Source organism: Limosilactobacillus sp., from assembly GCF_040772465.1.
GTDB lineage: Bacteria > Bacillota > Bacilli > Lactobacillales > Lactobacillaceae > Limosilactobacillus.
Genome location: NZ_JAXGYB010000002.1, coordinates 268,239 through 283,596, shown reverse-complemented (window position 1 = coordinate 283,596; position 15,358 = coordinate 268,239). Strand labels below are relative to the sequence as shown.

Genomic DNA, 15,358 nt, shown 5'->3' with positions numbered 1-15,358 from the left:
TTAATTATTAAAAAATAATTTTTACTGTAGTAAAGCTACAGCTAGGTTGAATTGCAGTGAAAAATTGAACACTTAAAACAATATCTTTAAAACAATTAATGATCAGGCCACTATATGAAATTTGTATTTCATTCTTAGATATTTGTTCCACTGTTAATAGAAGCTTTCGTAAGAATTCTTTATGTGACTTTGTGAATTACGTTTTCAATAAAGGAAATGTTGATGATATCGCTTTCATTATCAAAATTTGATAACTGTTTGAATATAATATTATTAATGCTTTTTATTGTGGAATTTCTTTTGATCAAGTAAAATACCTGTTTGGTTTAATCAGTACGTTTAATTCTTACAATAAAATAGTTTCTTGTAATTGAATTTTTGGTTAAAAAAGGTAGCAAGCATGAACAACAAATCTATAAAAATTAATGCATTTCTTAATGGATTAAGAAGCGTATTGAATTTAATTTTCCCGCTTATAACATTTCCATATGTATCTAGAATTTTATCTGTAAATGGAATAGGAATTTATAATTTCTCTAGTACTTTTGTTGGGTATTTTGTTTTGATTGCTGGACTAGGCATTAACACATATGCAGTGAGAGAAGGGGCAAAATACAGAGATAATTCTAAGCAAATCGCCACATTTTCGAATCAACTTTTTTCAATTAATATAATTTCAACAATATTGGCTTATGTTTTATTGTTCGTCACTATTTTTGCTTTTCCAAAATTAAATAATTATATTTCCTGTATTCTGGTTTTTAGTATTCAAATATTCTTCACAACCATTGGAACAGAATGGATTTACACAATATACGAGGACTATACTTATATAACTATTAGAAGTATTTTATTCAAAATTTTTTCTATATTATTATTGTTCCTTTTTGTTAAGCGTCAAAGTGATTATTTAATATATGCAGGTATCACAGTGCTTGCCAGCGTAGGATCTAATTTATTAAATTTTATTCATGCACGATCATTTATATCATTGAAACTAACTACTAAAATTGACTGGAAACGACATCTTAAACCAATCCTCATTATTTTTTCATCTGCTATTGCAGTAAATATATATGTGTATTCTGATAATACAATTTTGGGAATTATGAAGGATGAATATGCAGTGGGAATTTATAGTATTGCTGTCAAAATTTATACAATTGCTCAAAGCTTATTAACTGCAATTTTGACTGTTACTATACCACGCCTAGCATTTTTATATGGGAAAAAATTAATTGAGGAATATAATTATTTATTGCATCGAGTAATTGATACACTACTTATTTTAGCATTACCAGCTTCTACAGGGCTTATAATGCTAAGTAAGCCTATTGTTATGTTGATTGCTAGTAGAAAATATATGAATTCTGTTAGTTCTTTAAGTATTATAGCTTTTGCAATTATTTTTTCTATTTTTAGTTGGATTTTTTCTGATTGTGTATTAATTCCAGCAAAACGTGAGAGTTTAGTTTTTCATTGCACTTTAATAACTGCTGTATTTAATGTTGTTGTAAATATAATTTTGATTCCTTTTTTTTCTTATAATGCGACTGCATTATGCACTGTTTTATCTGAACTTTTGTCAATGATTTTAAATGGATATTTCTGTAGAGATATAATTGGCCCTGTAATCTTTAATTCTTCCACTTTAAAAAATATTTTCGATTCAGCAATTGGATGTTGTTTTATTGTATTTGTTTGCTTTGTGACAAATATTTTTATAATAAATTATATTTTTAAAATTGCTATTTCGGTTATAATGTCAATACTTTCTTATACATTAGTGTTAATTTTATTAAAGAATAAGGTTATTTTATCTTTGATCCTTGGGTTTAAATATAAAGCTAAAATGTAAAAATTGACATAATCAAATTGTTGGTTTGTGTATTCTTGGTGCACTGTCAAGTGTATTTAAAATAGTGTGATTTTGATAGTTTAAGAATGAGCGTTGGTCAATTGGGATGATTTACCATTAATCTTCACCGCATGAGAATTATAAATTAGCTGATTGAGAATATCCTCTACCACTACTGAATGGTGTTGGACATTTCACAAGTAAATAATGGAACATTAATAGTTATGATCGTTGAACGTCGTTCATAACGTCCATTTATTGACTGAAAGAGCAGATTGCGTCCTTGGTCTCAATAGTTCATCAATTATTAAGAGATCGTATCTTTCATAGTGACGGATCACCCTTTCTAAACAGGCGGATGTTAGACATATTAATGTTTCTTGACATTAACAAAGTGTGTCCATATGCTTTGCTCATAGGCCTTAACAACAAGCTCAATTGCTAATGGAGTTTTATCAATGGCCAGGATTATCAAAAGTACGATATTCACATGTTTTCAAAAAAGACATCGTGGTGAATTCTTTAGGATCTATATTATATCCTTAAATTTACTCAACATCTGTACAACGGAAATTCTATTTCTTTATCGTTAAGTTTTGGCTGTCTTAGGTTATCTAAGAGTTTATGATATTGATCCATGGATATTCTACAAATACGATCGGCAGGTATTGGTATTAATCAATGGCATCATGCCTTTGTACTGCATCACATTGCTTTTCAATCTTGAGTTATAATTAAACTGTTTGTCATCGACGTCTTGTCGTCAAATTTCAGTTTTTGATAAAAATTTTATTAGTAACCGGAACTACTGATTCCCTATGGCTACTCCCAAGTTTTCTTAGTACTGACGGAACCCAACTTCCTCTACAAGGTAGATCATTATTATGATGCTGATGCAGATGGTGGCTTCTCCTTCAAGACGCCAGAACTTGGTATTGGCTGGCCAATCGACTTTGATAAGGCGATTACCTCTGAAAAGGACGCTAACCAACCTTCACGGAATTTGAGAAGAACAACCCGTTCGTTTATGGTGAGATCTAAGCGAGGATAATCATGACAGAATTCAAAAACATTATCGTTACTGGTGGTTGTGGTTTTATCGGGTCAAACTTTGTCCACTATCTGGTTAAGTACCACCCAGAAGTCGAACACATTACGGTCTTGGATAAGCTAACTTATGCCGGCAATCCGGCTAACATCGCCGGTCTGCCAAAGGATCGTGTCCAATTGGTCGTTGGTGATATTTGTGATCGCGACTTGGTGGATCGGCTGGTAAAGAACGCAGATGCAGTTGTACACTACGCTGCTGAAAGCCATAATGACAATTCGCTGATTGATCCGCGGCCGTTTATCCAGACGAACATCGTTGGTACTTCGGTGTTGATTGAGGCTTGTGTCAAGTATGGGGTGCGTTACCACCATATTTCGACTGATGAAGTTTATGGGGACTTGCCACTCCGTGAAGACCTGCCAGGTCATGGTGAGGGCAAAGGCGAGAAATTTACGCCGGACTCCCCATACCGACCATCCAGTCCGTACTCGTCATCCAAGGCTAGTTCTGATCTGTTGGTCCGCGCCTGGTTCCGTTCATTTGGCCTGAAAGCGACGATTTCCAATTGTTCCAATAACTACGGCCCTTATCAACACATCGAGAAGTTTATTCCGCGCCAGATCACTAATATCCTCAGTGGCATTCGCCCAAAGCTATATGGCTCTGGTAAGAATGTTCGTGACTGGATCCTTACAAATGACCACTCCCGTGCTGTTTGGGATATCCTAACTAAGGGGAAAATCGGTGAAACTTATCTGATCGGTGCCAATGGTGAGAAGAACAACAAGGAAGTTCTGGAAATGATCCTGGAACTGATGGGTCAACCCAAGGATGCTTACGATCACGTTAAGGATCGGCCAGGGCATGACCTCCGCTACGCTATCGATGCGTCTAAGCTCCGTACTCAGCTCGGCTGGAAGCCAGAGTTCACTGATTTCAGCACCGGTCTCCAGCACACTATCGACTGGTACACCCAACACGAAGATTGGTGGAAAGATGAGAAGGCTGCCGTGGAAGCTAAGTATGCGAAGAATGGGCAGTAAATTTGTAAGTAAAAGACTAGATAACTTTGGCGGTTACCTAGCCTTTTTTATGAATAAATTATGATTACTGGAGCTAAAGGCGGTCCGGCGAGTGGATTGGGCTAGCTGTTGGAATTGCTTATGAAGCATTTGAGCCTCTCGAGCTGGATATTATGGATAAGGCATTGGTTGAACGGAGCTTTGAGGAATGTCAACCCAAAGTAGTCTTCCATTGTGTAGCTTACACAGCAGTTGATAAGGATGAAGATGAAGGTAAAGAGATAAATTGGGCGGCAATGAGCAGGAGACGAAGAATGTCGCAAAAGTAGCGCAAAAGTGTGGCGCTACGATGGTCTATATTAGTACCGACTATGTCTTCGACGGTACTAATCCAGGAGAATACCAGATTGATGATCCGACCAATTCGAAGAATGAGTATGGTAAGGCGAAGCTAGCCGGCGAAGAAGTGGTGCGGTCAATTATGGACAAGTACTACATCATCCGCGCTTCCTGAGCTTTTGATCAGGATGACAGCAACTTTGTCTACACGATGCTGCGGTTGGCGAAGACTCATGATCATCTGACGGTGGTCAATGACCAGGTCGGCCGTCCAACCTGGACGCGGGCGCTGGCGGAGTTCATGCTGTACGCCGTGCAACACCACGTTGCCTATGGTACTTACCAGTTGTCGAACGAGGGATCGTGCACCTGGTAGGAGTTTGCTAAGGAAATCTTAAAGGATCAGGATGTCACGGTCAGCTCGGTCACTTTGGCGGAATACCCGCAGAAGGCTTAACGCCCGCGCCACTCGGTGATGAGTTTGCGGAAGGCGGAGGAGACGGGATTTCGGATTGGAAGGAATTATTTAGCCGTTTTTTATACTATTCCGGTCAGTCTAGGTATTTTGTTATCTGCAATGACTGGAAAAAGATCTCCCCACCAATACCAAACAGATTACCGATAGCTACCAGCTTAACTTGATTCCGTGGTTGGATAAGGAGCTAGTGGAGAGTTTGAAGTAATTATGCTGAGCTTTGCTTATATTGTGTAAGCTTAGATTGTACGTAATAATTGTTGAATTAGGATAATGACGTTATTTATTAACTAGACGAATAAATGAATTTTTTTAAATCTAAAAGCCAAAATACAATAGTACTATTGCTTTGATTATACCTATTAGGTATAATAATTGTGAGGTGCTAATATGGAATATTTCGCTGAGACCAGTAAACTAGCAAAGATATTAAATGATCCCAAGCAAATTCTACGACATTTCGGTAAATCGCGGGCTAAACGTATTCAAGCTCGTTTGGATGAGTTTGATGCAGCTATTAATCTATCGCAGATTCCTTCCGATCCTCCACCACGATGTCATCCTTTAAAGGGAAAACTTTCAGGCAAGTTTGCTTGCAGTTGATGTGAGTGGTAATTACCGGATGATATTTGAAGGCTATGATCAACAAGATAATTTGTGCTTTGACAAGTCAAAAATAGTTACTATTCAAATCATTGCTATCGAAGACTATCATTAAAGAGGTGAACTCAGTTATGCTTCATCGTAAAAATAAAATCAGACAATATCACACCAGTTCTGCGGCTGATTTACTTAAAGAAGTCATGGACTATTACCACATTACCCAGGAGGATTTAGCTAGTCGAATTGGCACCAGTCAAAAAAATTTATCAGATATTTTAAACCACAAGAATTATTTGAATGAAGTTTTAGCATTACGGATTGAGGATGTTATGGGCATTTCGAGCAGTCTTCTTTTAAGACTAGATGCCAATTACAAGTTAAACTTAGCTAGAAAAGAGCATGAAGACACTAAGGATGACTCTCATTCATCACTTTTCTTGCAACGATACGATTGGGTGACGACGTCTTAAGATTACCTCATCCACGTGCCCATGTAGATTGGGAACGTGACAGAAGTCATTTATGACTTCGTAGTCACGCCCCCACAAGCAACAATAGGCCTCTAGCGTTCGGATTTGCCGAATGCTAGGGGCTATTGTTGTACTGTGTGTTCATTTTTTATCCATGTAATAGGAGTTATGTCACAGCCCCATCTATTTGTTGAAATAATAGTTTTGCTTCAAGCGATAATATTGATGTATATCCTAATTTCATTAATAGTTATTAGTTTGTCATAACTTCCATATAGCCGTATTACACGCTTTAAATGTTCCTTTTCTTGCGTTCAATCTAAGAATTAATTCGTGGCAGTTTATGAATATTGTTCGTACACCTTCCTTGAATGCTTAGATGCCAAATTCAACGGATGGGTGTTGCTCAATCCAGGAATGTATAGAGGGCGTCTTCAAAATATATGATATTGCCATTTAAAATTTTTGAGCCGAGTTTTAGTATAACTAAACGAATCCATTGATTGTTGATATCAATAAATCTAAGTATAATGAATAAAAACTTAGAGATGAATAATATTAAGGGAATATTGTTTTACTATTTGAATTTTTTAAGATATAGGTGATGTGCGATGCATAAGAAGTTATTACGTTCGGCTGTTTACAATTCAATTTGGTCTAGTAGTGTTAAGGCATCAGCTGAAAAATATGGCGTTGATTATACAGAACTTTTAAATGTTTGCCACCAATCCGATATTCCCATTCCAGGTCCTAAATATCATTTAGCATTGGTAAGTGGTCAAGATGTCACTAAACTCAGAGCTAAATTGCCTACGAGTGCCAACAAATTTATCTTGGTAAAGGATAAGAATGTAATTGCAACAAGGCAACATGATAAACAAATCCTTGATCCAAATGAAATTAAACGCCAGTTTGAATTTTTGAATGATCCAATTAAGGTGCAGAAAATTTCGAATGCATTGGATAAAGCTATACAAAGAAAAAATTGGCCGATAACTCCAGAAGTGAAAGCCTACAAAATAAGTGTTAAGCAATGGAAAAATGCTGAACATTCACGAAACCAATATCATTACAATTATGAGCAAACTCAGTCACCAAAGTTCGTGAATGAACTGTCTAAACGGGGGATGCAGCGAGCCTGCCGTTTATTGAATCGACTAGTAAATGTTTTAAAGTGGGCTGGTGCTAAAGTTGGAACAGATCTTTCTGTGAAAATTGATCAAGATGAGATTACTTATGAAATTAAGGAGGACCAGGATCAAGTTCCTCACCAGATAATTAAGCAGGAACAAAAAGAATTGTCGAAGTATGAAGAGGAACGAGAAAAGTATGATTGGGTGACGCGTCCCCAAATCAGGAAGTATGATCACCCCTATAATGGTCACTTACGGATTCGGTTTGTGGTATCAGGTAAATATAAACGCTTCGTTAAAGATACCAGTAATGCACCACTTGAAGAACAATTACCTGAAATAATCATGGCGTTTTATCGAACCTATATTGAAACCAAAAACGAACGGGAAAAATTGGAGGCTGAAGAACGCGCTCGTAAAGAAGAGGAACACAGAAGGGAACTCTGTCATCATCAAATTGATGAGGAAAAGAAAAGGGTTGTGGCTTTAATAAATGAAGTTAAAGATTACCGTTTAGCTAATGATATGCGTGATTATATTGATGCAATTGAAGATACCGATATTGATCCCGCCAAAATATCTTGGATGCGAAGTATCGCTAACTGGATTGATCCGCTTATTTCTGGTGATGATCAGTACTTGGAAAAACGCGTGCACGGTGATAGTGATGAAAAGAAAGCTGAGTATCTTGGCGAGGATAATTTAAAGCACAGTAGCTTTTATATTATCTAAATTATCTTTAGTAATTTCTCAACTACCGGTATCACAGAATGGTAAAAGTGGAGATAGGAAGGCAGCCCAGATCAAGAGAATTCGGGTTGTTATTGGGAATGTTCTGGACGTTTTGATGGTCGGAAGGGTCTAACTGTCAAGGACGGTTTAAAATTGTATGATTATGGCATTTTAGGACTGGGCGTTGGCCAAACGGTATGATCTGCCTTTAATCTTCACTACATGAGATCGGTAAATAGTCAATCAATAATGATCTCTGTTCAGATGGATTGTGTAATACTGCTCTATAGTTTGATAATGGCAAATGGTATATTGGTCGTTATGATCGTCGAATGACGTTCATAGCGGCCATTTATTAACTGGGAGACCAGTTTTTTTATTATGATGACTGCGCAAAATGTAGGTAATCGACAAAATAAAATTGAGGGAGTAAAAATATTTGGAAGAGTGAAGGGGAGACATTAATGAATAGCGCTAGAAATGTCAAATTGGAGGATTACTTAAAGGAACATCTCAAAAACTCTGAATTTAATGAATAATTTGTTCACGAAAGCACCAAAGTAAACATTGTTATGTGTTTAAGCACATGTTCGGAAAGAATCGGGATTAACTCTACGATCATGACGGGCGTTTTTATCTGAAAGCGCTATCAATCGTCCGTATATTCTTATATACTTATGATATGAGAAATTAAATTGATGACTAAGTTATTCAACGTTTCCAAAGAGTAGGTATTAGGATGTGTTTTTATGCGGGATTAGACAGATTTGGGATTAATTAAGCGTCTTGTTGATAAAAGCATTGAAGCCTTTGTCATGGGACTAGAGGTCTTTAACAAACCAACGATTAACTATCGCACTGAAGGCTTTAGTTTCTTTATTTGTAATGCTTGGGAATTAATGCTTAAGGCTGAGTTGCTGAAAAGAGGACGGTCAATATATTATGCTGACCATCCTGATAGGACTCTTGAATTATCCAAAGTGGTTCATCTGATTTATACAGATAAAAGGCAACCGTTGCGGATAAACTTAGAAAAGATAATAGATTTAAGAAACACAAGCACTCATTTTGTAACCGCAGATTATGAAGCAATTTATGCCCCATTATTTCAGTCCTGTGTTGTTAACTATGTAAATGAACTCCTCAGATTTCATGATAGAGACGTGTCTAATTATTTAAATCGCTCCTCACTGACATTAACAACAAATATCCGTGAATTAACAAATGAAGAAATCAAAGCGAAATATCCGCCAGCAATTGCGAAAAAGTTAATTTTTACCAAAAACGATATCGATGTTACCAGACGTATTGAGAATTCCAATAAATTTTCGATTACGATCAGACACGAATTAGTAATTACGAAGGATTCTAAAAAGGCTAACTTTACTGTTAAATTAGCCAAAGATGCTGAAGAAAATGTCAGAATCGTTAAAAAACTAACTGACCCTGCAGATACGTATCAATATAGTTTTAGCAACTTAGTCAACGATATAGATCATCGGTTGAAGAAAAATAAGATTCCTTTTTCTTATACTACAAAAGGTAGTGATAAGAGAAAGGAATCCTTTAACAGTTATGTTTTGAACCTATTTATTAAACGATTTGATATGAAAAATGACAAGCGTTATGCCTATCAACATGTGATTGGAAAACTGAAAGAGTTTTCTTATTCTCAGCAAGCTGCTGAATTTGTCGTCGATCAGATAAAACAGGATCCATCTGGAGTTGTAGACAAAATAAAAAAGATAACCCCAGGTACGTAGGAATGCTCGGCTTATCGCTTACCCCATTATGGGACCCAGTAGAACTCCTTCACGAGTTATCTTGTCTAGTATTATCTGCTTTTATTGGTGAGTTGTCAATTTCATTGATATTTACTTTATTGCTTACATAGGAATCTAAAGCGGTAAATATTAATTTGAAGCATTTTTTTGGTAGTGTTTTCAAACATCATACAACCGAAGAAGCTGAAAAGATTTTTATTGCTGGAACCAAAGAAACAACACCAAGCCCTGACGATATTTCTGACGATTGGCAAAGGCCATGGCTTTTTTCACGAGTACTGGTGTTTTTTGGAATTGTTGTTGGCCTTCTTTATTTTCTTTCGACGACTTTAGGTGAAGAAAGTGGGGAAAAAGCTATCCCCAGTTTCATAGTTTTTGGGGCAATAGCTGTACCATTCTCTGGTATTATCTTTTTCTTCGAAACCAATTCGTATCGAAATATAAGTATTTATAAAACTTTACAGATATTTCTAATAGGGGGAGCACTTTCACTAATTGTTACCTTGCTTATCGATGAAATTATTCCCCAAGCACCTAGTTATGGTGATTATTTAACATTTCTTAATGCTTTAGAAACCGGTTTTGCTGAAGAAATAGCTAAATTTTTAATTGCCATTTATTTTGCTCAACGCTTTAAGGTAAAGCACATTTTGGAAGCAATACTGGTTGGGGCATCAGTTGGTGGCGGTTTTGCCACTATGGAAACAGCAGGCTATGTTTATGCATCTTTATTTGAAAAGAATGGCTCTGTTGTTCAGACATTACTTGTTAGAGCATTTTTGGCTCCTGGAGGTCACCTTGTATGGGCAGCTATTTCATTAGGTGGACTATATTTGGTTAGTCCAAAGGTCAAACATTCTTTAGAAGATTTTGTAAATCCAAAGTCTCTTATTATGAAGATTGGTGGACGTACGAAAAGTATGCTATGGAAGCAAAGTATGTGAAAATGGACAGTAATGAGAGAAGGGCAGCTGAGGTCTGCTTTTTTTCATGAATACGTTGTTTTTTTGAATATAATCTTCATGAATTGGCGTATCTAATTAGTGAGATCCTTCCTTGATAAATTCTACAATTTGAATAGCTCAATATAATTATTTATACACGTTGACACATTAAACACCGCTGTATATACTGAGATAGACAATTGCCGATAATGTTAGGAGCGTGGTCTTATGGCAAAACAGGAAACTTTAACTTTGTCTAAGTGGGGTAATAGTATTGCAATCAGATTGCCCAAAAACGTATTAGATGACCTTAACCTCGAAAATAAAGACAAAGTTGTTATGAGCGTCAAAAATGGTGAAATTACCTTAAAACCTGAAAAGCCCAAGTCAGCATTAGAAAAAATGTTTGAAGGTTATCATGGTACGCCGAAAGATTATCCCTTTGAAGTAGTTGATAAAGGTGGCGCAGTTGGCAACGAACTGATTTGATTTTTCGGTGCACGTCTGGCTGCCTTAACACTATTAATATTTTGAGGAGTTATTGCTATGGCAACAGCAAGCTTAAAAAAGGGTGACATTATTATGTTAGATAATGCACCTAAACCACCATATAACCATGAACAAAAAGGATATCGTCCATGGCTTGTAGTTAGCGATCCGTTTTTGCGTAAGTTTACTCCCTTTGCTTGGGTTATTCCTTTCACGAGTGAAGAAAAGGACTTTCCAACTGTTGTTAAATGGGATTCTCAGCAGACTGGCACTAAGACGGAGGGAACGTTATTGGTTGAGCAGATGAAAAGTCTTGACTTAGAAAATCGGCATTATCGTTTAGTTGATCACACAGACCATATTCCAGCAGAAGTGTATGAACATATTAAAGCTATTCTGGGCATCTAGATGAAAATGGAATTGCAGATAAAGATATTTCATACTGATATTGTTATGGACGTTTTGTTTCATTGCCGTTTATAATTAATTCAAAGAAATTAATCGATGTGGGGGATCGATTATGAGCAACATATCGAAAGTGGATATTAATAATTTAAGTGAACATGAAGTGAATATCTTAATAAATGCTGAGAAGAATCCATCTAGTATACTTGAATATCAAGAAATAATTAATGACATTGAAGAATCTTTGGTTCCGTTATCTGCACATACTTACCGTTGTGAGGTAAAAGATAGGCAGCGAAATATTATCTATCAATTTCAGGTTCATTCAACACCAATAGCAACTAGATTTTCTATTGGACTAATGTTTTGCGATAATCATATACATCTGATAAGGTTAGACTTTGGTGAGGATTTACGGCATACAAATAATTATGGCACTGATGAAGAGAAAGTAATTTGTGGGTCACATGCACATTTCAACTCTCCCGCTAATAAATATGCGAGCAAAAATGTGATACCAATAGGCAAAATTGATGAGTTTAAAAATATCAAATTCATCAGAGATGTATTAATGCAATTTATTAAATATACCAACATTAAAAAGAAGGCAGGTGAGCAGAATGATTAATGCAACCTTGTTAGAGAATAGTTACTATAAATGGTTAAAGAAGGATCTTATTTTTAAAGATGTTGAGAATGGTTATGTTTCTATAAGTACTCCATTTATAGATCCCAGTTTCGATAATATTAATTTATACGTACATGGCATTGGTCAAAATAAGATCGAAGTATCGGATTTTGGATTTACAATTTCAAATTTAGAAGATGCTGGAATTAATCTTGATAAAAGATCAAGAGTGGTTTACCGCATTTTTAAGCAGGCATTGGATGATTTTGGTATTAAGCGTGAAGACGAAGCGCTGCTAATAAGAACTTCAAAAGACAGGTTCCCAATTGCCAAGAATCGGTTGTTACAGGGAATTATGCGAATTAATGACATTATTTATTTAAGCAAAGGTAATGTAAAAGTAGCTTTTAATGATATTGTTGATAATTTTTTGTTGAAAGAATCAGTTCTTTATACTCATAATATCGAAATTGCAAGTGAAAATGGTATATCTTCCCATTTTGATTTCTTGATTCCTGAAAAAAATGGTGTTGAGAAATTAATCAAAACGTCTGCTAGGCCAAATGATCCCAACTATGCAAAAGCCTTTAATTTTGATGTTAAAGCGACTAAATTGAATAGACCTAATGCCACTTTTATATATTTATTTAATGACTATACTCATAATACCAATATCAATCCTCGAATTGTTAATACTGCGATGAGTGGACTGAATGATGATGAAGTGAAAGTTGTTGGCTATGATGAGATTAGAAGAAACAATACTTTATTGGTAAATTAAAATATGGAGTCAACGATGATACACCGGACAGTAACTTATTAATTGAGTGACTATGCAGACAAAAATGTAAGATGTTTCATTAAAAGGCCACGGCTATGGCATCATTGAAGACATGTGTGGCATCGGTGGGTTCAAGGTGATTATAGAATGGATATATCAATTCACCCTTTGAGAGTATGGTTGGGCGTTCTAATCAATTCGAATGATTTTGATTGCAATATATTGAATAGTAAGTATCAAGAGGTGTGGCGTGAGGAACAGTCTTATTTCCTTTTCTTTATTGCAATCTGCCTAAGTAAAAATATCTCAACGATAATTAGAGAAAGGATTCACTCATGTTAATCGTTTCTGATAATGAAAAAGGAAAACTGATTGCGCCAGCTGATTTTTGGCAGTTGGTTGGTGATCAACCATATCAAGATTTCCGTGGCGTCAGCTTTGTTTCTTCAGTGAAATTTATCGAAGAACATTTACTACCACAGTTTGCCAATATTGAACTTATCTTGGGCTTATCGGACAACGGTAAAAATCCGATTGGGCAAAAATTGTCGTCAGTCCTTTTTAAACGTAAGGATCAGATTAATTATGCCATTAACCATGCTGACAGTGAGTTTACTAAGCGCATCCTCGATGGATCATTGAAACTGTATTTCACCAAAACGGATTTGATCCATTCTAAAATTTACTTGATGCAAAACGATGATCAGTATCGTGCATTTACTGGATCAATGAACTTAACGGAGCAGGCTGTTCATCATAACTTTGAACAGTTGGAAGAGTTCTATGGGGATGTGAAAGATATTGAATATCGTCTTCATCGGCAGATGTTTGATCTTATCAAACAAAACGCTGCTGAAATTATCGATGCAAAACAACTGCGGGGTTACCTCAACACAAAAGATAAATCTGTTCAACAGGTTAATATTCTCAAAGACGGAATCGACCTGCTCCAACAGAAAAAGGGTGAGGATGACCAAAATTACGTTCTGGTTAATTCGGATGAAATTAAACGATTCAATCATGATGCTGCTAAATTAGCGAATCAGGACGATATTGATGCTGACACGATGCGCACTTTGGAAGTTAGCCTTAACCTGTTCACCGATAAGGGCAATCTCAAACGTCAAAAGACGATCGACAAGAAATTGCCTGTTATTCAGAAAATTCAACAGAAGGTTAACTACATTGAAAAAGACGAAAAAGCGCATCGAACTTTCGCTACGGACAGTGATTATTTCCCACGTCCATTGTTGATTTACAGTCAGGAGACGGACCAACTGTATGAGTCGCCTAAATTTGGCTCAAAGGTTCCCGGTCAGTTGATTGACATGAAAGAAATTGATCGTGATCACCTAAAACGCAGCTTACAGACTTTTTGTGACATTATTAATGAGTACCAGGATGTCAAAATCAATGGTGAAGGTTGGCAGGCATTGAATTTCTTGCTGTATCTCTACGAATCGCCATTTATTTGGCAAATCAAAGACCTCTATGCTCATTCCGATACTGCTAAGCACAGTTCAGATGTGCCAGTAGCGGTTAACCTTGTTGGTCGCGGGCAAACTGGAAAAACTACACTTGGTATTGATCTTGCAGGCAAGCTAACTGGAGCCCTCAATACTTTATCAAATGAGGACTTTAAGGCTGCCTCAGGTAGTCGGGAAAACATTCATATTAAGAATGTTTTGAATACTTACTACCATACAAAAGGACCAGTGTCACCATTGATGATTGATGATGTTCGCCCAGATCTGACGACCAAAGATTATTTTGCTTCCGTGTTAAAAGGTGTGACCAACAAGTATTTTGGGCCGATGCCGACGGTTATTTTGACAATGAACCGTGAAGACAATAACGGGCAGTTGACACAACGTAACGAAATTAGTCGGCGGGATCTAATGCTGTCATTTGAATCCAACTTCAAGGGAACAGAAGAAGATCAGTTGAAGCGGATTGATAAATTGGAAAAACAAGCGGATGATTACTTATTTCAGTACTGTCTTGTTCATCTTCACCAGTTCTTTGCTGATATTGATGAGGATACTGGGCGAAAGATTTTGAATGATTACTTTTATCCTATCCGCAAAATCTTGAAGGAAGCCTTAAGTGAGTTTGGACTGTACGATCAAGTGAAGAAATTCTTTGATCTCGGGACGTACAACTACGAAGATTTTCGCGCTTTTAATGATTGGAAAATGCTTGTGTCACAAGCTAAGATCGGGACTGACATTAGTTTTTCACACGATGGACAAGGACAACTGATTGCTCAGATTAACAAATCCTTATTTAGCCGGGTGGTAGCCGATAACACCAACCGCAATTCGGCTTCAAGCGTGATGAACTCTTATTTTCACGGTTTACCGCGTGAATATGAAATTTCTGATACGACACTCTTGACTCAATCAGGCTTTCCAATCAACGTGATTAATTTTGATCGATGGATGAAAGAACCGTTACTAGAAACGAGATTCCGTCAAGAAAGTGAACTAGGTAAACAGGAATCGGACCAAAAACGTGATGAAGTTTTGAAACAGTTGATGCAGAGTCAAATTCAACTAACTAATACTTTGGAAAATGAACACAAGCAAAGGCATCATGGATTGTTTGGCTGGTTGCGTAAGTAGCTAGCAAAGATAAGCATCTG

At 36.4% G+C, this 15,358-nt stretch carries 11 protein-coding genes and 3 pseudogenes; all 14 read left to right on the top strand.

Going from position 1 to position 15,358, the window contains the following annotated elements; all coding sequences use genetic code 11:
• Positions 1-400: 400 nt before the first annotated feature.
• The 14 genes and pseudogenes from AB3114_RS03335 (at position 401) to AB3114_RS03270 (ending at position 15,338) form a co-directional block, all read left to right on the top strand.
• Positions 401-1,858 (top strand): oligosaccharide flippase family protein, encoded by a 1,458-nt coding sequence (locus AB3114_RS03335; protein WP_367341840.1) that lies wholly within the window; start codon positions 401-403, stop codon positions 1,856-1,858.
• Positions 1,859-2,660: 802 nt separating this feature from the next.
• Positions 2,661-2,899, top strand: a pseudogene (locus tag AB3114_RS03330) (dTDP-4-dehydrorhamnose 3,5-epimerase family protein); the annotation flags it as partial.
• A gap of 12 nt (positions 2,900-2,911) precedes the next feature.
• A complete protein-coding gene (gene rfbB / locus AB3114_RS03325) occupies positions 2,912-3,952 on the top strand; it encodes a dTDP-glucose 4,6-dehydratase (protein WP_367341839.1) in 1,041 nt (346 codons plus the stop codon).
• A 110-nt stretch (positions 3,953-4,062) separates the two neighbouring features.
• Positions 4,063-4,724 (top strand): annotated as a pseudogene (locus tag AB3114_RS03320) (NAD(P)-dependent oxidoreductase); the annotation flags it as partial.
• A gap of 411 nt (positions 4,725-5,135) precedes the next feature.
• A pseudogene (locus AB3114_RS03315) lies at positions 5,136-5,463 on the top strand (type II toxin-antitoxin system RelE/ParE family toxin).
• A gap of 16 nt (positions 5,464-5,479) precedes the next feature.
• Positions 5,480-5,818, top strand: a complete 339-nt coding sequence (locus tag AB3114_RS03310) for a transcriptional regulator (protein ID WP_367341838.1) — start codon at positions 5,480-5,482, stop codon at positions 5,816-5,818.
• A gap of 611 nt (positions 5,819-6,429) precedes the next feature.
• Positions 6,430-7,683: a hypothetical protein gene (locus AB3114_RS03305; protein WP_367341837.1), complete on the top strand. Its 1,254-nt coding sequence runs from the start codon at positions 6,430-6,432 to the stop codon at positions 7,681-7,683.
• A 767-nt stretch (positions 7,684-8,450) separates the two neighbouring features.
• The gene (locus tag AB3114_RS03300; protein ID WP_367341836.1) at positions 8,451-9,446 is read left to right on the top strand and encodes a DUF3644 domain-containing protein; all 996 of its coding nucleotides are present in this window, start codon (positions 8,451-8,453) and stop codon (positions 9,444-9,446) included.
• A 155-nt stretch (positions 9,447-9,601) separates the two neighbouring features.
• A complete protein-coding gene (locus AB3114_RS03295; protein ID WP_367341835.1) occupies positions 9,602-10,411 on the top strand; it encodes a PrsW family glutamic-type intramembrane protease in 810 nt (269 codons plus the stop codon).
• A 228-nt stretch (positions 10,412-10,639) separates the two neighbouring features.
• Positions 10,640-10,900 (top strand): AbrB/MazE/SpoVT family DNA-binding domain-containing protein, encoded by a 261-nt coding sequence (locus tag AB3114_RS03290; protein WP_367341834.1) that lies wholly within the window; start codon positions 10,640-10,642, stop codon positions 10,898-10,900.
• Positions 10,901-10,957: 57 nt separating this feature from the next.
• A complete protein-coding gene (locus AB3114_RS03285; protein ID WP_367341833.1) occupies positions 10,958-11,308 on the top strand; it encodes a type II toxin-antitoxin system PemK/MazF family toxin in 351 nt (116 codons plus the stop codon).
• Positions 11,309-11,420: 112 nt separating this feature from the next.
• Positions 11,421-11,933 carry a hypothetical protein gene (locus AB3114_RS03280; RefSeq protein WP_367341832.1) on the top strand — a complete coding sequence of 171 codons (513 nt, stop codon included), beginning with the start codon at positions 11,421-11,423 and terminating at the stop codon, positions 11,931-11,933.
• The gene (locus tag AB3114_RS03275) at positions 11,926-12,714 is read left to right on the top strand and encodes a DUF1828 domain-containing protein (RefSeq protein ID WP_367341831.1); all 789 of its coding nucleotides are present in this window, start codon (positions 11,926-11,928) and stop codon (positions 12,712-12,714) included. The genes AB3114_RS03280 and AB3114_RS03275 overlap by 8 nt, the downstream gene beginning before the upstream one ends.
• A 335-nt stretch (positions 12,715-13,049) precedes the next feature.
• Positions 13,050-15,338, top strand: a complete 2,289-nt coding sequence (locus AB3114_RS03270; RefSeq protein WP_367341830.1) for a phospholipase D family protein — start codon at positions 13,050-13,052, stop codon at positions 15,336-15,338.
• Positions 15,339-15,358 lie beyond the last annotated feature (20 nt).